Source organism: Pseudomonas sp. Teo4, assembly GCF_034387475.1.
Taxonomy (GTDB): Bacteria; Pseudomonadota; Gammaproteobacteria; order Pseudomonadales; family Pseudomonadaceae; genus Aquipseudomonas.
On record NZ_JAXCIL010000002.1, the window covers coordinates 1270712 to 1288287 of the forward strand.

Annotated in this window: 16 protein-coding genes; 12 read left to right on the forward strand and 4 right to left on the reverse strand. The window is 63.7% G+C overall.

Features of this window, described 5'->3' with window-relative positions:
* The first annotated feature begins 3 nt into the window (after window positions 1-3).
* Entirely contained in the window at window positions 4-1290 is a 1287-nt protein-coding gene (locus PspTeo4_RS22075) for an FAD-binding oxidoreductase (protein WP_322365982.1), read from the forward strand.
* An 81-nt stretch (window positions 1291-1371) separates the two neighbouring features.
* Here PspTeo4_RS22075 and PspTeo4_RS22080 read toward each other — a convergent pair whose 3' ends face one another.
* On the reverse strand, window positions 1372-2799 hold the full coding sequence (locus PspTeo4_RS22080) for a mechanosensitive ion channel family protein (RefSeq protein ID WP_322365983.1): 1428 nt from the start codon (window positions 2797-2799) through the stop codon (window positions 1372-1374).
* Between the two features lie 303 nt (window positions 2800-3102).
* Here PspTeo4_RS22080 and ycaC (PspTeo4_RS22085) point away from each other — a divergent pair, with 303 nt between their 5' ends.
* From ycaC (PspTeo4_RS22085) to PspTeo4_RS22100, 4 genes are all read left to right on the forward strand, one after another.
* Window positions 3103-3732 carry an isochorismate family cysteine hydrolase YcaC gene (gene ycaC, locus PspTeo4_RS22085; RefSeq protein ID WP_322365984.1) on the forward strand — a complete coding sequence of 210 codons (630 nt, stop codon included), beginning with the start codon at window positions 3103-3105 and terminating at the stop codon, window positions 3730-3732.
* A gap of 117 nt (window positions 3733-3849) precedes the next feature.
* The gene (locus PspTeo4_RS22090) at window positions 3850-4416 is read left to right on the forward strand and encodes an antibiotic biosynthesis monooxygenase (RefSeq protein WP_322365985.1); all 567 of its coding nucleotides are present in this window, start codon (window positions 3850-3852) and stop codon (window positions 4414-4416) included.
* A gap of 38 nt (window positions 4417-4454) precedes the next feature.
* Window positions 4455-5273, forward strand: coding sequence for an alpha/beta hydrolase (locus PspTeo4_RS22095; RefSeq protein WP_322365986.1), 819 nt, complete (start codon window positions 4455-4457; stop codon window positions 5271-5273).
* Between the two features lie 356 nt (window positions 5274-5629).
* Complete coding sequence (locus PspTeo4_RS22100; RefSeq protein WP_322366915.1) at window positions 5630-7471, forward strand: amidohydrolase; 1842 nt, start codon at window positions 5630-5632, stop codon at window positions 7469-7471.
* Window positions 7472-7608: 137 nt separating this feature from the next.
* On the opposite strand, the gene PspTeo4_RS22105 is transcribed toward PspTeo4_RS22100, so the two are convergent.
* Both PspTeo4_RS22105 and PspTeo4_RS22110 read right to left on the reverse strand, forming a co-directional pair.
* Window positions 7609-8871 carry an OprD family porin gene (locus tag PspTeo4_RS22105; protein ID WP_322365987.1) on the reverse strand — a complete coding sequence of 421 codons (1263 nt, stop codon included), beginning with the start codon at window positions 8869-8871 and terminating at the stop codon, window positions 7609-7611.
* Window positions 8872-8955: 84 nt separating this feature from the next.
* On the reverse strand, window positions 8956-9867 hold the full coding sequence (locus PspTeo4_RS22110) for a LysR substrate-binding domain-containing protein (protein ID WP_322365988.1): 912 nt from the start codon (window positions 9865-9867) through the stop codon (window positions 8956-8958).
* Between the two features lie 133 nt (window positions 9868-10000).
* Between PspTeo4_RS22110 and ycaC (PspTeo4_RS22115) the strand changes: the two genes are divergently transcribed.
* The gene (gene ycaC / locus PspTeo4_RS22115) at window positions 10001-10630 is read left to right on the forward strand and encodes an isochorismate family cysteine hydrolase YcaC (protein WP_322365989.1); all 630 of its coding nucleotides are present in this window, start codon (window positions 10001-10003) and stop codon (window positions 10628-10630) included.
* A gap of 56 nt (window positions 10631-10686) precedes the next feature.
* On the opposite strand, the gene PspTeo4_RS22120 is transcribed toward ycaC (PspTeo4_RS22115), so the two are convergent.
* Window positions 10687-11244, reverse strand: coding sequence for a WYL domain-containing protein (locus PspTeo4_RS22120; protein ID WP_322365990.1), 558 nt, complete (start codon window positions 11242-11244; stop codon window positions 10687-10689).
* A gap of 206 nt (window positions 11245-11450) precedes the next feature.
* Between PspTeo4_RS22120 and PspTeo4_RS22125 the strand changes: the two genes are divergently transcribed.
* The 6 genes from PspTeo4_RS22125 (at window position 11451) to PspTeo4_RS22150 (ending at window position 17521) form a co-directional block, all read left to right on the forward strand.
* Complete coding sequence (locus PspTeo4_RS22125; protein ID WP_322365991.1) at window positions 11451-12245, forward strand: tetratricopeptide repeat protein; 795 nt, start codon at window positions 11451-11453, stop codon at window positions 12243-12245.
* Between the two features lie 243 nt (window positions 12246-12488).
* Window positions 12489-12941, forward strand: coding sequence for a MarR family winged helix-turn-helix transcriptional regulator (locus PspTeo4_RS22130; protein WP_322365992.1), 453 nt, complete (start codon window positions 12489-12491; stop codon window positions 12939-12941).
* Complete coding sequence (locus PspTeo4_RS22135; protein ID WP_322365993.1) at window positions 12938-15025, forward strand: FUSC family protein; 2088 nt, start codon at window positions 12938-12940, stop codon at window positions 15023-15025. Before PspTeo4_RS22130 ends, PspTeo4_RS22135 begins: the two co-directional genes overlap by 4 nt.
* Complete coding sequence (locus tag PspTeo4_RS22140; RefSeq protein ID WP_023382988.1) at window positions 15022-15234, forward strand: DUF1656 domain-containing protein; 213 nt, start codon at window positions 15022-15024, stop codon at window positions 15232-15234. The genes PspTeo4_RS22135 and PspTeo4_RS22140 overlap by 4 nt, the downstream gene beginning before the upstream one ends.
* The gene (locus PspTeo4_RS22145) at window positions 15231-16106 is read left to right on the forward strand and encodes an HlyD family secretion protein (RefSeq protein ID WP_322365994.1); all 876 of its coding nucleotides are present in this window, start codon (window positions 15231-15233) and stop codon (window positions 16104-16106) included. Before PspTeo4_RS22140 ends, PspTeo4_RS22145 begins: the two co-directional genes overlap by 4 nt.
* Window positions 16103-17521 carry a TolC family protein gene (locus tag PspTeo4_RS22150; RefSeq protein WP_322365995.1) on the forward strand — a complete coding sequence of 473 codons (1419 nt, stop codon included), beginning with the start codon at window positions 16103-16105 and terminating at the stop codon, window positions 17519-17521. Before PspTeo4_RS22145 ends, PspTeo4_RS22150 begins: the two co-directional genes overlap by 4 nt.
* The last annotated feature ends 55 nt before the right edge of the window (window positions 17522-17576 follow it).

The window sequence follows — 17576 nt, forward strand, 5'->3', positions numbered from 1 at the left end:
GCCATGTCCGAACTGCGTCAACAATGCTTGTGGGAACACGTCACCAAACCGACCGTCGCCGCCCAGGCCCTGGCCGGTGAGCACAAGGCTGACGTCTGCGTGATCGGGGGTGGCATCACCGGGTTGTCCGCAGCCATCCACCTGCTCGAACAGGGCAAGTCGGTGATCCTGCTGGAGGCCTGGAAGATCGGCCACGGAGGCTCCGGGCGTAACGTCGGCCTGGTCAACGCCGGCACCTGGATTCGCCCCGACGATGTCGAAGCAACCCTTGGCCAGAAGCAAGGCAGCCGCCTGAACAAGGTGCTGGGTGAAGCCCCGGCCGAGGTGTTCGCCATGATTGACCGCCTCGGCATCGACTGCCAGGCGCAGCACAAAGGCACCTTGCACATGGCACACAATGCCACCGGTATCGCCGACCTGGAGGCACGTCATGAGCAATGGCGTCGCCGTGGTGCCGACGTGGAGTTGCTGACTGGCGCTCAATGCCAGGAATACTGCGGTACCGACAAGATTTCCGCCGCGCTGCTCGACCGCCGCGCCGGCACCATCAACCCCATGGGCTACACCCAAGGCTTGGCCGCTGCGGTCACGCGCCTGGGTGGCAAGCTGTTCCAGCAGTCGTCGGTCGAAGGCCTGGAGCGCGACGGCGATGGCTGGCGGGTGAAAACCGCACGCGGTGCGGTGCGCGCCGACAAGGTGGTGATTTCCACCGGCGCCTACACCGAGGGCGACTGGAGCAACCTGCAGAAGCAGTTCTTCCGCGGTTACTACTACCAGGTGGCCTCCAAGCCGTTGCACGGCGCCGCCGCCGACAAGGTGCTGCCACATGGCCAGGGTTCGTGGGATACCCGAACCGTGCTCAGCAGCATTCGACGTGACGATCAAGGCCGCTTGCTGCTTGGCAGCCTGGGCCGGGTCGACAACAAGCCGGCCTGGTTCGTGCGCAGCTGGGCGGATCGCATCCAGAGTCACTACTACCCTGAGCTGGGCAAGGTCGAGTGGGAGATGCACTGGACCGGTTGCATCGACTTCACCCCCGACCACCTGATGCGCCTGTTCGAGCCTGCGCCTGGGCTGGTGGCTGTGACCGGTTACAACGGTCGTGGCAACACCACCGGAACCGTGATTGGCCGGGCGTTCGCCGAGTTTCTGCTCAAGGATGACCCGGACAGCCTGCCGATTCCGTTCTCGCCGATGACGGGGGTCAGCGCGCCATCGTTGCGCACCGCGTTCTACGAGTCCGGGTTCTCGCTGTACCACGCGGGGCAGTGCTTGAGAGTGGTGTTGTAACCTTCGCGGGTAAACCCGCTCCCACACGGGTTGTGGTGAACCTGTGGGAGCGGGTTTACCCGCGAAGAGGCCGGCACAGGCTTACTTGTGCAACCAACTGAGGAAGCCACCCTTCTTGATCAAAGCCGGCTTCTGCAGCAACAACGATTCCCGGCTCTGCCGCCGGAACCGCTGCAATTTGGTCAGCGCGGTCTGCACTTCGCCCCGCTGGGTCAGGCAGCTGCGCACCTGCTCCTTGTCGATGCGGTAAAGCACACAGCTGGTCAGCGTGCGGAACTCAGCAAACGAGTTGTCCTCATCGACGATGCCCTCTATCCCCAGGACCTCGCCTGGCCCCATGCGCCCAGCCTCCAGCAGCTTGTCACCGTCGCGCACCGACGCCGAGACAACGCCACTGCCAATCACCAGCAAGTAATCGGACTGCTCACCCACCCCCAGAATCACCTGGTCGGCCAGGTATTCCACGGCGGTCATGCGCTGGCTCAGGGCATCGCGTTCTTCATCGGTCAATGAGCGGAACACCCGCACCTCGTCCAGCACTTCACGTTGGCGACTGCGGGCTGGCATGGCCAGGTCGACGTTCCACATCACGCCGCTGGCCTCCAGGTGGCGGTGCGCCAGGTCGAACAGCTGGTTGCGCACTTCGGTCTTGCGGCCCATGTCGGCGATGAAACCGCTGGCCTCATATTCGACCGACTCCAGTGTCGAGGTCTTCACCGTGACCTTGGGCGCGGGCGTCGCGAGCAGGGCGCTGGTGCCTTGCAGGGCCTTCTCCAGCGCATCGAATACCCGCTTCGGCCGTACCTTGGCCGGTACCACCACGCTGATCGACACGCCATGGCGGTCCACCGGGCGGCTGTGGTTGAGCAATTTGGCCTTGGCCGCCACCGAGTTGGGGATCACCGCCAGGCTACCGCTGCCGGTGATCATGCGAGTGGCGCGCCAGTCGATATCCACCACCTTGCCTTCGGTGCCATCGATGGAGATTGCGTCGCCGATCTGATACGGCCGCGTGGTGTTCAGCACGATGCCGGAAAACACGTCGGCCAAGGTGCTTTGCAGCGCAAGGCCGATGACGATGGCCATGACCCCAGAGGTGGCCAGCAGCCCCTTTACCGGCAGTTGCATCACATAGGCTGCGGCGGCCACCACGGCAGCGAGAAAAATCAGTGCCCCCAGCACATCCTGCAACAAGCGCCCGCCATGGCTGCCCCGGGCCACCAGCAACAGGCCAAACACGACCGTAACCGTACGTGCGCCGAACAACCACCAGCCGATTGCCAGGATGGTGGCCAGCAGGTTGCGCGATACGTCGTCGGCCCATGGGGGCGGTTGCAGCGGGCTCATGCCTGCGGCCAGTAGCACCCAGCTGAACAACAGGAAGATCAGCAAGCGAGCGGCAATGCGCCAGGCGCGACGCTCGACGGGGATAAGTTGCCAAAGCACGAGGTCGAGCAGAATCAGCGAGGTGCCGAGCAACAACGGGGACGACTGGATGAACGCCAGCATGGTGATCTCGGGGTGGGGAAGGCTGTGGGGTAGTAAAGAGCAGGTTGCAGTTGCAGGCAATGGGCGTATCGGCCCCATCGCAGGCAGGCCGGCTCACACGTCGACCACGCCGATCTTGAGATCGCAGCAGTACCTGTGGGAGCCGGCTTGCCGGCGATGAGGTCAGCACAATTATCGTTCATAAAATAGAACGCTAAAGCCAAAATTAGCTATCTACCGCTCCAAAGGGTCTGGTTTTAATCTTCTCCCATCAACGCGAAACACCCAACTTACTGAAGATCAAAACCCTTAGGAGCACAGACCATGACCAACTTCAAATACAACCGCCTGAACAAAGACGACGCTGCCGTGCTGCTGGTCGACCACCAGGCTGGCCTGCTGTCCCTGGTCCGCGACATCGAGCCGGACGCGTTCAAGAACAACGTCCTGGCCCTGGCGGACCTGGCCAAGTTCTTCAACCTGCCGACCATCCTCACCACCAGCTTCGAGCAAGGCCCCAACGGCCCGCTGGTCCCGGAACTCAAAGCGCTGTTCCCGGATGCCCCGTACATCGCCCGTCCAGGCCAGATCAACGCCTGGGACAACGAAGACTTCGTCAAGGCGGTGAAGGCCACCGGCAAGAAGCAGCTGATCATCGCCGGCGTGGTGACCGAAGTGTGCGTAGCCTTCCCGGCACTGTCGGCTCTGGAAGAAGAGTTCGACGTGTTCGTGGTCACCGATGCTTCCGGCACCTTCAACGAAATGACCCGTGACGCCGCCCACAACCGCATGAGCCAGGCCGGTGCGCAAATGATGACCTGGTTCGGCGTGGCCTGTGAGCTGCACCGCGACTGGCGCAACGACATCGAAGGCCTGGCGGCGCTGTGCTCCAACCACATCCCGGACTACCGCAACCTGATCACCAGCTACAACGCCTTCACCGCCGGCAAGTAAACCGCGCCGCTCCGGGCACCGCCAATCGGTGCCCGGGCAAGGCAGCACACCCATCCAATCCTCCGCCCGTCCGCCGTTGCACAGTGGATGCGGGCAAGCTCATCCCAAGGAACGCCGATGAACACCGCATTCCAAGACAACCGCAACGTGGTGACCCTGGTCATCCAGCACAAGGTCCGCGCCGAGTCGCTGGCGGGCTACGAGGCCTGGCTCAAGCGCACGGTCAGCACTGCGCGCCGTCAGCCGGGGCACCTGGACGTCAACGTGATCCGCCCCGACGACGGCGGACGCCACTTCACCACCGTGGTGCGCTTTGCCGATGCCAGCCTGCTGCAGGCCTGGGTCAACTCGGCCGAACGCCAGGCGCTGGTCGAAGAAGTGCTGCCACTGCTCGAAGGCGGTGACCACACCCAGGTCCACGATGACCCGGAGTTCTGGTTCACCCCGCCCAGCACCACCGCTGCACCGCCGCCGCGCTGGAAACAGGCGCTGCTGACCTACCTGGTGATCTGCCCGATGACCATGGTCATTCCACAGTTGCTGGCGCCGTTCTTTGCCCAGTTCCCGCTGTTGGGCGGCCGGTTCACCAGCAACCTGATCGTCAACCTGTTCGTCATCCTGCCCGTGGTGTTCTACATCATGCCTTGGGTAACCCGCCGCTGCGCCAACTGGCTGCGTGGCTGATTCACACCTTACCTGCAGACTTTCAAGGAGATACCGACATGAGCACACTCGTTACCCGCGATGGCACTTCGATCTATTACAAGGACTGGGGCAGCGGCAAGCCCGTGCTGTTCAGCCACGGCTGGCCGCTGGATGCCGACATGTGGGATTCGCAGATGGAGTACCTGGCGAGCCGTGGCTACCGCGCCATCGCCTTCGACCGCCGCGGTTTTGGCCGGTCTGATCAGCCGTGGACTGGCTATGACTACGACACCTTCGCCGACGATATCGCCCAACTGATCGAGCACCTCGACCTGCGTGACGTGACCCTGGTGGGCTTCTCCATGGGCGGTGGCGACGTCAGCCGCTACATCGCCCGTCACGGCAGCGAGCGTGTTGCCGGTCTGGTGCTGCTGGGGGCGGTGACGCCGGTGTTCGGCAAGATCGAAAGCAACCAGGAGGGCGTCGACCTCTCGGTATTCGAAGGCATCAAGGCTGGCTTGCGCGCTGATCGTGCCCAGTTCATCGCCGACTTCGCTGCGCCGTTCTATGGGCTGAACCATGGGCAGAAGGTTTCCCAAGGTGTGCAGACCCAAACCTTGAACATTGCCCTGATGGCGTCGATCAAAGGCACCCTGGATTGCGTGACCGCGTTCTCCGAGACCGATTTCCGCCCGGACATGGCCAAGATCGATGTGCCGACACTGGTGATCCATGGTGACGACGACCAGATCGTGCCGTTCGAGACCACCGGCAAGCGGGCTGCGGAGTTGATCCGTGGGGCTGAGTTGAAGGTGTACAGCGGTGCGCCGCACGGGTTTGCGGTGACCCATGCGCAGCAGCTGAATGAAGACTTGCTGGCTTTCCTGGAACGCTGAAAGCGGGGCCGCTGTGCGGCCCATCGCCGGCAAGCCAGCTCCCACAGTGATCGTGTCGCCGCTGGAATCTGTGGGAACTGTCTTGCGGTGCAGCCAGCACAAATCAGGGCTGTTGCTAGTCTTCAACCACCCCACCGCACATCCATTCAATCCTTAGCCCGGCGTGAACCGGCATGCTCGGCAGTCGCCTGCCGCCTAGCCAGACGGAGAAGCCTATGTCCCAGGACCCCAACGACAAGACGCGTCGCCAGTTCCTCGCCACCAGCACCGTGCTCGGTGCTGCCGGTGCGCTCTGGTCGGCGCTTCCCTTCACCGGCTCAGCCGGTTCCGCTCATGCATCTACCCAAGGAGGCTCCATGACCGCCGACCTCATCCTGTTCAACGGCAAACTGCACACGGTCGACCGCGAGAAGCCCACGGCCACCGCCGTCGCCATCAAGGATGGCCGCTTCATCGCCGTTGGCAACGACGCCGAGGCCATGGCCCACAAGGGCACCGCCACGCAGATCATCGACCTCAAGCAACGCACGGTCATCCCTGGTCTGAACGACTCGCACCTGCACCTGATCCGTGGAGGCCTGAACTACAACCTTGAGCTGCGCTGGGAAGGCGTGCCGTCGGTGGCCGATGCCCTGCGCATGCTCAAGGACCAGGCCGCACGCACGCCGACCCCGCAGTGGGTGCGCGTGGTCGGTGGCTGGAACGAATTCCAGTTCGCCGAAAAACGCATGCCGACCCTGGAAGAAATCAACCAGGCCGCGCCGGACACCCCGGTGTTCCTGTTGCACCTGTATGACCGCGCGCTGCTCAACCGCGCCGCACTCAAGGCCGTCGGCTACGACAAGACCACTCCGAACCCCCCAGGTGGCGAGATCCAGCGCGACAAGTTCGGCAACCCGACCGGCATGCTCATCGCCCGCCCCAACGCGATGATCCTGTATTCCACCTTGGCCAAGGGGCCGAAGCTTCCGCTGGAATATCAGGTCAACTCCACGCGCCAGTTCATGCGTGAGCTGAATCGCCTGGGCCTGACCAGCGCCATCGACGCTGGCGGCGGTTTCCAGAACTATCCGGACGACTACCAGGTGATCCAGGAGCTGGCAGACAACGGCCAGCTGACCGTGCGCATCGCCTACAACCTGTTCACCCAGAAGCCCAAGGAAGAGCTGGCCGACTTCAAGAACTGGACGTCCAGCGTCAAGCTGCACGGCGGCAGCGACTTCTTCCGCCACAACGGTGCAGGCGAAATGCTGGTGTTCTCTGCCGCCGACTTCGAGGACTTCCTCGAACCGCGCCCGGACCTGCCGCAGACCATGGAGCAGGAGCTGGAACCGGTGGTTCGCCACTTGGTAGAGCAGCGCTGGCCGTTCCGCCTGCACGCCACCTACAACGAGTCGATCTCGCGCATGCTCGACGTGTTCGAGAAGGTCAACCGCGACATTCCGTTCAATGGCCTGCCGTGGTTCTTCGACCATGCCGAAACCATCACCCCGCAGAACATCGAGCGCGTGCGTGCTCTGGGCGGCGGTATCGCCATTCAGGACCGCATGGCCTTCCAGGGTGAGTACTTCGTCGACCGCTATGGCGCCAAAGCCGCCGAGCAGACTCCGCCGATCAAGCGCATGCTCGACATGGGCGTGCCGGTGGGTGCCGGTACCGACGCCACCCGCGTGTCCAGCTACAACCCGTGGACCTCGCTGTACTGGCTGGTCAGCGGCAAGACCGTCGGTGGCATGGAGCTGTATCCGGAAGGCCTGAGCCGCGACACCGCGCTGCAGTTGTTCACCCAGGGTAGTGCCTGGTTCTCGAGCGAGCAGGGCAAGAAGGGTCAGATCAAGGTGGGCCAGCTGGCCGACCTGGCGGCACTGTCGCTGGACTTCTTCAGCGTCGATGAAGAGGCGATCAAGGGCATCGAGTCGGTGCTGACTGTCGTCGACGGCAAGGTGGTGTATGGCGCGGCCGAGTTCGACAAACTGAGCCCTCCACAAGTACCGGTGCTTCCGGAATGGTCGCCAGTGGTCAAGGTGCCAGGGCACTGGCGTGCGGGCACGCCGTCGCTGGCTGCTGTGGCGCACCAATGCGTGGGGCCTTGCGGGGTGCATGCGCACAGCCATGAGAAGGCGCGGCATTCCAGTGTTCCTGTGAATGACTTCCAGGGCTTCTGGGGCGCGCTGGGTTGTTCGTGCTTCGCGTTCTGAGGTGTTAGAAACAAGGGGGCCGCTTTGCGGCCCATCGCCGGCTTCGCCAGCTCCCACAGAGCTGATCAGGTACTGAATTTGTGGGAGCTGGCGAAGCCGGCGATGGGCTGCATGGCAGCCCCCGGTTCAGACCTTTTTCAGAACCCGCCTTTGAGCGGGTATTCGACAATCAGGTAGAACCGGTCGATATCGTCGCCAGCCTGGGCCTCGTTGGCGCGGTGGCTGACATGCGACAGCGACAAGCTCAGGTCTTTTGCCGCGCCGGACTGCACCACGTACTTGAGGTCGAGGTCGCGTTCCCAGTGCTTGCCGCCCTTACCTTGTTGCCCGACGTAGACACCGCCTGCCGGCGCATGGGTGCCGTCTATGCCGCGTCCGCTCACATAACGCCCCATCAGGCTCAGGCCAGGCACGCCGAGGGTGGCGAAGTTCAAGTCGTAGCGCAGCTGCCATGAGCGCTCGCCGGGGCCGTTGAAGTCGGCGTACTTGATCGAGTTGGCCAGGTAGATCGAGTCGCCACCGACGAAATCAAACGGCGTATTTCCCTCAATCTTCTGATACGCAACGGTCACGGCCTGGGCGTTGAAACTGTATTTGGCCGCAAGGCTGTAGGCCCGGGTGTCGATGGCACCGGCGCTGGCATTGCCGGTGTCGCGGGTTTCATAAAGGTTGCCATCCAGGTGCCAGTTGCTGACGGCCAGGTTCAGATTGAGGTAAGCCTGGCGCCAGGTATCCTCCAACTGCGAGGCAAACAATGCACCGCCAAACGGACCGGCGGGGGCGAAGGTGGCACCCGCCAGGCTGATGGCACGCCCATGGGTGCTGGCACCGTAGCCGGCGAAATCGTCATGGGTCGAACTGTTGTCCTGGTTGTTGAACGCCGTGAAACGGCCAGCTTGCAGGCGCCAGTCGGGCAGATCTGTATTTTCCAACAGCCAGCCGGTGGCGTACTCCGGATGCAGGCGTTTGTCGCCCGTGTCGAACACCGGCGTTTCCACCATCATCTCGCCATAGCGCAGCAGTGTCTTGCCCAGTCGCAGTTTCAGCGCAGCTCCCGCGCTGGAGTAGTCGGACTCGGCACGCCCGTCGCTGTCGCGGGGTAACAGGCCAGTACCGGCATGGCCACGACCACCGTCGAGCTTGAGCCCAAGGAAACCGTGGGCGTCCACACCGACGCCGAATGTGCCCTCGGTGAAGCCCGAGCGGACTTCACCGATGAAGCCTTGGGCCCATTCCTGCCGGTAGCTTTGGCCGCTGGGGGAGGGCGAGCGGAAGTCGCTGTGCAGGAAGTAGTTGCGGCTGAGCAGTGACCAGCCAGGCTCGTCGGCCAGCGCGATTGCGGGGCCCAAGGCGGCGAAAGCTGCCAGCAGGGCACGAGAGGAAAAGGTTTGGGTGTGCATGAGCCGGGACTGTGCGGCACCGGCCCGTGGGGGTCTTGTATGGGTGTGCTGGGTACGCTGGCGATGACACTGGAACAGGCTGAATCAAGCCATGTCACTGGTCGCGAATTCTTCCGCCAGATGATCGATCAACGACCGCACCGAGGGCAGCAACCCGCGCCGCGACGGGAAGATCGCATGCACGATACCGCAGCGCGGGTGCCACTGCGGCAGCAGTTCCACCAGCCGGCCCGATGCCAGGTCCTCGCGTACCGCCACCCGCGGCAAGTGCGCGATGCCTACGCCGGCCACCACGAAGTGGCGCAGTGCGAACAGGTCGTCGGTGACCATGCGCGGTGTATGCGGGATCACCAGGCTGTGCGTCATGTCCTCGCCCTGGAACAGCTCCCATTGATACTCACGCTGGGCACTGCCCCAATGCAGGCTGGGTAGTGTGCTCAGCTGTTGCGGATCGAAGCCTTGCGGCAGTTGCTCCAGGAACGCTGGGTGCCCCACCAGGCATTGGGTGCTGTTGCTCAGCACCTTCATCACCATGTCGGTGTTTTCCAGCGGCGGAAAGCGCACGCGCAGGGCAACGTCGAAGCCCTCGTGCAGCAGGTCGACGCGCCGGTTGGTGCTTTCGATGAACAACTCCACTTGCGGGTACTTGAGCATGTAGCGGGTCAGCATCGGGCCGACCCAGGAGTTGAGCAGGGTGGTGGGGCAGCTGATGCGCACCAGCCCACGTGGCTCGCTGCGATTGCGCTCGATGATTTCCGCCGCGCCTTCGGCCTCCACCCGCATGGCCAGGCAACGGTTGTAGTAGGCCTGGCCGATCTCGGTCAGCGAGCAGTGCCGGCTGGTACGGTTCAACAGGCGCACACCCAGGCGGTCTTCAAGGTCGGCGATGCGCCGGCTCAGCTTCGACTTGGGCATGTCCAGCGCCCGCCCGGCCGGCGCGAAGCCGCCATGCTCGACTACTTGAGTGAAGTAGTAGAGGGAGTTCAGGTCTTCCAATGATCGTTCTCCAAATGGAACGCTAAAGGCGATTTTCGCAGTCTACCGCGCCAAAGGTGATGAATCTAATCTTTGCTCATCAACGCGAAACACCGAACTTACCGAAAATCAAAACCCTTTAGGAGCAAAGACCATGGCCAATTTCAAATACAACCGCCTGAACAAAGACGACGCTGCCGTGCTGCTGGTCGACCACCAGGCTGGCCTGCTGTCCCTGGTGCGCGACATCGAGCCGGACAAGTTCAAGAACAACGTCCTGGCCCTGGCGGACCTGGCCAAGTTCTTCAACCTGCCAACCATCCTCACCACCAGCTTCGAGCAAGGCCCCAACGGCCCGCTGGTGCCGGAGTTGAAAGCGCTGTTCCCGGATGCCCCGTACATTGCCCGTCCAGGCCAGATCAACGCCTGGGACAACGAAGACTTCGTCAAGGCGGTGAAGGCCACCGGCAAGAAGCAGCTGATCATCGCCGGCGTGGTGACCGAAGTGTGCGTAGCCTTCCCGGCCCTGTCGGCCCTGGAAGAAGAATTCGAAGTGTTCGTGGTCACCGATGCCTCCGGCACCTTCAACGAAATGACCCGCGACGCCGCCCACAACCGCATGAGCCAGGCCGGTGCGCAGATGATGACCTGGTTCGGCGTGGCCTGTGAGCTGCACCGCGACTGGCGCAACGACATCGAAGGGCTGGCGGCGCTGTGCTCCAACCACATCCCGGACTACCGCAACCTGATCACCAGCTACAACGCGCTGACTGCTGGCAAGTAACGCCAAGGCAGTTTCAGGTCAAGGCCGGCCCCTGTTGCGGGGGCCGGCTTTTCTGTTCAGTCCTGATAGAGGCCCGCCGCCCTTCTCAAGGTGTTGGCAACCTCCTGGCGCAGTTCCAGAGGCAGCTCCACCACCACTTGATCCCCCTGGCTCAGCAGCCACCAACGCAGCGGCCAGCCATCACGGACCGTGGCGCGCAAGCGATGCCCGTGATCCAAGGCCGTCAACTGCATGTCGGTGCTCAGGGGTGATTCGCGCAACTGGCGGGCGAGCGAGTCGCTGACCCACACTTGCAACTCGAGCCCATCCGCTTGGGGTGTCTGCAGCACGCCATCGCGCAGGAGCACCTGCAGGTCGAAGTTGCCGCGCAGTTCCCCCGCAACATTGGCCGACCAATGCCAGCCGAACGGAATGCTCTTGTCGTTGCGCTCCAGCGGGAAGATCAGCGACAGCTCGTTGAGGTCGCGCTCCACGGTGCGCTTGCTGACATTGAAGCCCACATCTCGCAGGCGCCAGACCAGTTCGGCGCTGGTGGTCCCGGGGGAGCGGCTGGGTAACTGGCGCAACAGCGCCCACTGACGGCTGAGGGTGGCGCGGGTGGTGGCGAACGGCAAAAGGTAACGTCCTTGTCTAGGCTTGCCGCACTAGGATGGCGGCACAGGCGTGGCATGGCAATTGGCCATTGGTTGATCAGATCAAGGATCGTGCATTTGGTTGCCTGTGCCCGAATCGTTCGCGACAGGTTCTGTCGTGTCGTCGCGCAGAATCACGCCTCATCACAGCCGAGGTCGGGACTGTGGGTCGTTCAATGGGGATGAACATGTCTGCTGCCGGCAATATCCATTCGCTGCTTGCCCGTCTTCTGCCCGAGCGGGTTTTCTCGTCTCCAGCCCCTGCTGGGAGGCGGGCGCGACGGTTCGCAGGGGTAGGGATGCCCAGCCAGCGCGCACTGTTGGTCAACCGACTGGACGAGGCGGTCGACGTGCAGATGGTGTATGCCGACCTGCGGCATCAGGCATTGCAAGGCAACGTCGGTGCCCTCAATGACCTGGGCTGGATCTGGCTCAACGGCAAGTATTGGCAGGCCGATACAGACTTGGCTGGGCACTTGCTGCGCATGGCGGCCTTGCAAGGCTACCCGGCTGCCTGGTTCAACCTGGGCCAGCAGCATTACTTCGGTAAAGGGGTCGCAACTTCCTACGAGCAGGCCGCCGAGTGTTATCGGCAGGCTTTCGAACGTGGCATGTTGCAAGCTGCCGCCGCGCTGGCTGACCTGTACGAAGAAGAGGTCTGCGATGCGCAACTGGGTTGGCAGGTCGACTTGGCTCAGGCCTATCAGTGGTTTCTGCGGGGGGCCGAGCAGGGTGAGGCGCGTTGTCGGTTCGAAGTGGGCTACCGGTTGTTGCATGGCCTGACTGTGGCGGTCGACCTGAAGGCGGCGCTGTACTGGCTGGAACTGGCGGCAGCGGCGGGGGTGATGCAGGCGGCTGAGGAACTGGCGGTGCATTTCAGCCGTAGCGACACTGCGCGTTACCTCGACTGGCGTGACCGGGCGGTGCGGCTGGGCAGCAGCCTGGCGCTGGCGATGAAACTCGAAGACCAAGTGCAACCCTGACCCCGCGCCCCTTGTACCGGCCTCATCGCCGGCAAGCCGGCTCCCACAGGTACAGTGGTGCCCGCAAGATTGGCGCGGGCCATGTGGGAGCCGGCTTGCCGGCGATAGCGCCCGAACAGGCACAAACGAACTGCCGGATAAAAAACAATTCATCCAAGCTACCCGTCGCCCCCTGTTGACGACAGGGGGAGGGCGAGGCGTATATTGATAGTTAGCAAACTATGAATATGTTCGGTTCCCCTCATGACGCTCGATGCACTGCACCTGAAAGTCAGTAGCGGTATGGTCGTGGCCGCCCGCCATTGGCGGCGGATCTGCCATGCCGCGCTGACCAGCTACGGTATTTCCGAGGCCTGTGCCGCGCCTTTGCTGATGATCGTGCGCCTGGGCGACGGTGTGCATCAGGTGGCCGTGGCCCAGGCCGCGGGCCTGGAGAGCCCGTCGCTGGTGCGCCTGCTCGACCAGCTGTGCAAGGCCGGCCTGGTGTGCCGCAGCGAGGACCCGCTGGACCGCCGTGCCAAGGCCCTGAGCCTGACGGCTGAAGGCCGTGCCTTGGCCGAGTCCATCGAAATTGAACTGGTGCGCCTGCGCCGCGATGTGTTGCGCGGCATCGACCAGGCCGACCTGGAAGCCACCTTGCGCGTGCTCGGGGCGTTCGAGGCCGCAGGTCTGGGCACGTCTGGCGGGGCGATATGAGCGGCTTCTTCAGCTCGGTGCCACCGGCCCGCGACTGGTTCTACGGCGTGCGTACCTTCATCGCGTCGATGATCGCGCTGTACATCGCCCTCTACATGGAACTGCCGCGTCCCTATTGGGCCATGGCCACGGTCTACATCGTCTCCAGCCCCTTCGTCGGGCCGACCAGTTCCAAGGCACTGTACCGTGCGCTCGGTACCCTGCTGGGGGCGGGCGGTGCGGTGTTTTTGGTGCCACCACTGGTGCAGTCGCCGCTGTTGCTGAGCACGGCCATCGCGCTGTGGACCGGTACCCTGCTGTTCCTCTCGCTTAACCTGCGCACCGCCAACAACTACGTGCTGATGCTGGCCGGCTACACCTTGCCGATGATTGCCCTGGCGGTGGTCGACAACCCCACTGCAGTGTTCGATGTGGCCTCGTCGCGCGCCCAGGAAATCTGCCTGGGCATTGTCTGTGCGGCGGTGGTCGGTGCGATCTTCTGGCCGCGTCGACTGGCGCCGGTGGTGGTCGGTTCGACCGGCAACTGGTTCAACGAGGCGATTCGCTATAGCGACACCTACCTGGCCCGTGATGTGGCCGCTGACAAAGTCGGCGGCATGCGGGCTTCCATGGTGGCCACGTTCAATACGCTGGAAATGATGATCGGCCAGCTTGGCCACGAAGGTGCTGGCCCCCACACCGTGAAGAACGCTCGCGAACTGCGTGGCCGGATGATTCATCTGCTGCCGGTAATCGATGCCCTGGACGATGCCTTGGTCGCCCTCGAAGGCCGTGCGCCGGAACAGTTCGCCCGCTTGCAACCTGTGCTGAGTGCTGCGCGTGAGTGGCTTGAGGGCACTGCCAAGGACGCCTCCTTGCCGCGTTGGACCGCCCTGCACGAGCAGATCGACCGCCTGCAACCCAGCGCGGCTGCGTTGGATGTACGTGCGGAACTGCTGCTTTCCAACGCGTTGTACCGCCTGACCGAGTGGGTCGACCTGTGGCAGGACTGCTGCGCCCTGCAGCATGCCCTGCGCCTGGACGACGCCACCCCCTGGCGCGCCACCTACCGCCACTGGCGCCTGGGCCGCCTGACCCCCTTCTTCGACCGCGGCCTGATGCTCTATTCGGTGTTCTCCACCGTGACCGCAATCATCGTCGCCAGTGGCCTTTGGATTCTGCTGGGCTGGAACGACGGCGGCAGCGCGGTCATTCTGGCCGCCGTGGCGTGCAGCTTCTTCGCCGCCATGGACGACCCGGCACCGCAGATCTACCGGTTCTTCTTCTGGACGCTGATGTCGGTGATCTTCTCCAGCGTCTACCTGTTCCTGGTACTGCCCAACCTGCACGACTTCCCGATGCTGGTGCTGGCCTTTGCCGTGCCCTTCATTTGCGTGGGCACCCTGACGGTGCAGCCGCGCTTCTACCTGGGCACCTTGCTGACCATCGTCAACACCGCCACCTTCATCAGCATCCAGGGCGCCTACGACGCCGACTTCCTGACCTTCATCAACGCCAACATGGCCGGCCCCGTGGGCCTGTTGTTCGCCTTCATCTGGACCTTGCTGCTGCGCCCGTTCGGGGTGGAGCTGGCCGCCAAGCGCATGACCCGCTTCGCCTGGCTCGATATCGTCGAGATGACCCATTCGGCGACCCTGGCCGAGCATCGCCAGGTCGGTGTGCAAATGCTCGACCGCCTGATGCAGCACTTGCCGCGCCTGTCGCAGACCGGACAGGACAGCGGCGTGGCCCTGCGCGACCTGCGCGTGGGCCTAAACCTGCTGGACCTTCTGGCCTACATGCCCCGCGTTGGCCAGCAAGCGCGCGAGCGTCTGGAAACCGTGATCGAAGAAGTCGGTGAGCACTACGCCGCCTGCTTACGTGCCAACCGCCGCCTGCGCGCTCCGGCGGAGCTGTTGCGCAACATGGAGCGCGCCCGCCAGGGCCTGGCGCTGGATGAGCACAACGACCGTGGCGATGCCCGTGTGCACTTGCTGCACGCGCTGAGCGGCCTGCGCCTGGCCTTGCTGCCGGGTGTCGAAGTGATGCTCGAACCAACCGAACAACCGCAACTGCCCCAAGGCATCGATGGAGCGCCCCTGTGATCGGTGATCTGGATATCAGCGGGGTATTCCTGCCCACGCTGCTGGTGATGATGGTGTTCACCTACCTGTTGTTCCTGGGCGTCCACGCCGTGCTGGTGCGCCTGCATTTCTACCGCCTGGTCTGGCACCGGGCGTTGTTCAACGTTGCCCTGTATGCCGTGCTGCTGGGCGCGGTCGACCACTTTTGCCGAAACCTGATGCTGCCATGAAAAAACCTTTGCTGACCTTGGGCCGTGTGGTCCTGACCTTGCTGGTAGTGAGCTTCGCCGCCGTGCTCGTGTGGCAGATGGTGGTGTACTACCTGTTCGCCCCCTGGACTCGCGACGGCCACATTCGCGCCGACGTGATCCAGATTGCCCCCGACGTCTCCGGGCTGATCCAGAAGGTCGAGGTGCGCGACAACCAGGTGGTCAAGCGCGGCGACGTGCTGTTCACCATCGACCAGGACCGCTTCAGTCTGGCCCTGCGCCAGGCCAAGGCGACCCTGGCCGAGCGCTCGGAAACCTTGGCCCAGGCCTCCCGCGAGGCGCAGCGAAACCGCAAGCTGGGCAACCTGGTGGCGGCCGAGCAGCTTGAAGAAAGCCAGTCCCGCGAGGCCCGCGCCCGCTCGGCGGTGAACGAAGCCCAGGTAGCGGTCGACACCGCCCAGCTCAACCTCGACCGTTCGGTGGTGCGCAGCCCGGTGGATGGCTACCTCAACGACCGTGCGCCGCGTAACCATGAGTTCGTCACCGCTGGCCGCCCGGTGCTGTCGGTGGTCGACAGCGCTTCGTACCACGTGGACGGTTACTTCGAAGAAACCAAACTCGGTGGCATCCACATTGGCGATGCCGTGGACATCCGCGTGATGGGCGACAACACCCGCCTGCGTGGCCGCGTGCAGAGCTTCGCCGCCGCCATCGAAGACCGCGACCGCAGCAGCGGCGCCAACCTGTTGCCCAACGTCAACCCGGCGTTCAGCTGGGTGCGCCTGGCCCAGCGGATTCCGGTGCGTATCGCCTTCGACGAAGTGCCAGAAGACTTCCGCATGATCGCCGGGCGTACCGCAACCGTTTCGATCATCGAGGGCCAGCGCCCATGAAACAGCTGATCCTGGCCGGTTTCTGCCTGTCTCTGGGGGCCTGCATGATGGTGGGCCCGGACTATGAAGTGCCGAAGGACGCTGCGGTACAGCGCAGCGACCTCAACGGCCCGCTGCGCCAGGATGCCGACAGCGTGGTGTCGGCGCCGGTGCCCGAGGACTGGTGGCAGCTGTATCAGGATCAACGGCTCAATGAACTGGTGCGCCAGGCGTTGAGTGCCAACACCGAGCTGCGCGTGGCGGCGGCCAACATCGCCAAGGCCCGTGCCCAGGTTGAAGTGGCCGAATCGCAGGGTGGCTTCAATGGCGGCGTTAAACTGGGCGCCCAGCGTTTGCAGGAGTCTGGCGAAGCCTTCCTGCTCAGCGAGAAAGTGCCGGTGGCCAACATCGGCGAGGCGATCATCAGCGCTTCTTACCAGTTCGACCTGTGGGGCACCTTCAAGCGCGGTACCGAAGCGGCCAAGGCCAACGCCGACGCCGTGCAGGCTGCTGCCGATACCGCGCGCATCACCTTGGTGGCGGATGTGGTCAAGGCCTACACCCAGGTGTGTTCGGCCAACGAGGAATACCACATCGCCCGCGAGTCGCTCGACTTGCAACAGCAGAGCGTGCAGCTGAACCAGCGCCTGCGTGATGCTGGCCGAGGCGACGAGACTCAGGTCACCCGTTCGCAGACCCAGTTCAAGTCGTTGCGTGCCGAGTTGCCGCGCTTCAAGGCCGAGCGGGAAACGGGTCTGTATACCTTGGCGGCATTGCTGGCCAAACCTGTGAACCAGTTGCCAGCCGGCACAGCCGATTGCGCCGAGTTGCCGCACCTTGCCCAACTGGTCCCGGTGGGCGACGGCGCCGCACTGCTCAAGCGCCGCCCCGACGTGCGCCAGGCCGAACGCCAGCTCGCGGCGGCAACGGCAAACATTGGCGTGGCCACTGGCGCGCTGTACCCGGACATCAGCATCGGCGCCCAGGTGGGCACCATCGGTATTCTGGAAAACCTCGGCGAACCCGCGACCAACCGCTGGGGCTTTGGCCCACAGATCAGCTGGACTATTCCTACCAATGGCACCCGTGCACGTATCCGCATGGCCGAAGCCTCGACCCAGGCGGCACTGGCTAATTTCGACGGTGTAGTGCTGAACGCCATTCGCGAGACCCAGACACGATTGGCGCAGTACAGCGCGTTGCTGGATCGGCGTGATGCGCTGGCCGAGGCTGAGAAGTCGGCCAAGGAAGCAGCAGACCAGACGCACCGGTATTACCAGGCCGGGCGTGAGTCGTTCCTGGCGGATTTGCAGGCGACACGGACCTATACCGATATGCGCGCGCAGTTGGCGGCGGCCAATAGCCAGGTGGCGTTGGGGCAGGTTGGGGTGTTCCTGGCGTTGGGTGGTGGCTGGAAGGACACGACCAAGCATTGAGATTGCCCGGGCCGCCTTGCGGCCCTTTCTAATCTGAAACCAAATACTTCAGTTC

Excerpts from the sequence above, each read along its gene's own strand:
- PspTeo4_RS22075 (WP_322365982.1), top strand. The coding sequence starts at position 4 with ATGTCCGAACTGCGTCAACAATGCTTGTGGGAACACGTCACCAAACCG.
- PspTeo4_RS22080 (WP_322365983.1), bottom strand. The coding sequence starts at position 2,799 with ATGCTGGCGTTCATCCAGTCGTCCCCGTTGTTGCTCGGCACCTCGCTG.
- ycaC (WP_322365984.1), top strand. The coding sequence starts at position 3,103 with ATGACCAACTTCAAATACAACCGCCTGAACAAAGACGACGCTGCCGTG.
- PspTeo4_RS22090 (WP_322365985.1), top strand. The coding sequence starts at position 3,850 with ATGAACACCGCATTCCAAGACAACCGCAACGTGGTGACCCTGGTCATC.
- PspTeo4_RS22095 (WP_322365986.1), top strand. The coding sequence starts at position 4,455 with ATGAGCACACTCGTTACCCGCGATGGCACTTCGATCTATTACAAGGAC.
- PspTeo4_RS22100 (WP_322366915.1), top strand. The coding sequence starts at position 5,630 with ATGACCGCCGACCTCATCCTGTTCAACGGCAAACTGCACACGGTCGAC.
- PspTeo4_RS22105 (WP_322365987.1), bottom strand. The coding sequence starts at position 8,871 with ATGCACACCCAAACCTTTTCCTCTCGTGCCCTGCTGGCAGCTTTCGCC.
- ycaC (WP_322365989.1), top strand. The coding sequence starts at position 10,001 with ATGGCCAATTTCAAATACAACCGCCTGAACAAAGACGACGCTGCCGTG.
- PspTeo4_RS22125 (WP_322365991.1), top strand. The coding sequence starts at position 11,451 with ATGTCTGCTGCCGGCAATATCCATTCGCTGCTTGCCCGTCTTCTGCCC.
- PspTeo4_RS22130 (WP_322365992.1), top strand. The coding sequence starts at position 12,489 with ATGACGCTCGATGCACTGCACCTGAAAGTCAGTAGCGGTATGGTCGTG.
- PspTeo4_RS22135 (WP_322365993.1), top strand. The coding sequence starts at position 12,938 with ATGAGCGGCTTCTTCAGCTCGGTGCCACCGGCCCGCGACTGGTTCTAC.
- PspTeo4_RS22145 (WP_322365994.1), top strand. The coding sequence starts at position 15,231 with ATGAAAAAACCTTTGCTGACCTTGGGCCGTGTGGTCCTGACCTTGCTG.
- PspTeo4_RS22150 (WP_322365995.1), top strand. The coding sequence starts at position 16,103 with ATGAAACAGCTGATCCTGGCCGGTTTCTGCCTGTCTCTGGGGGCCTGC.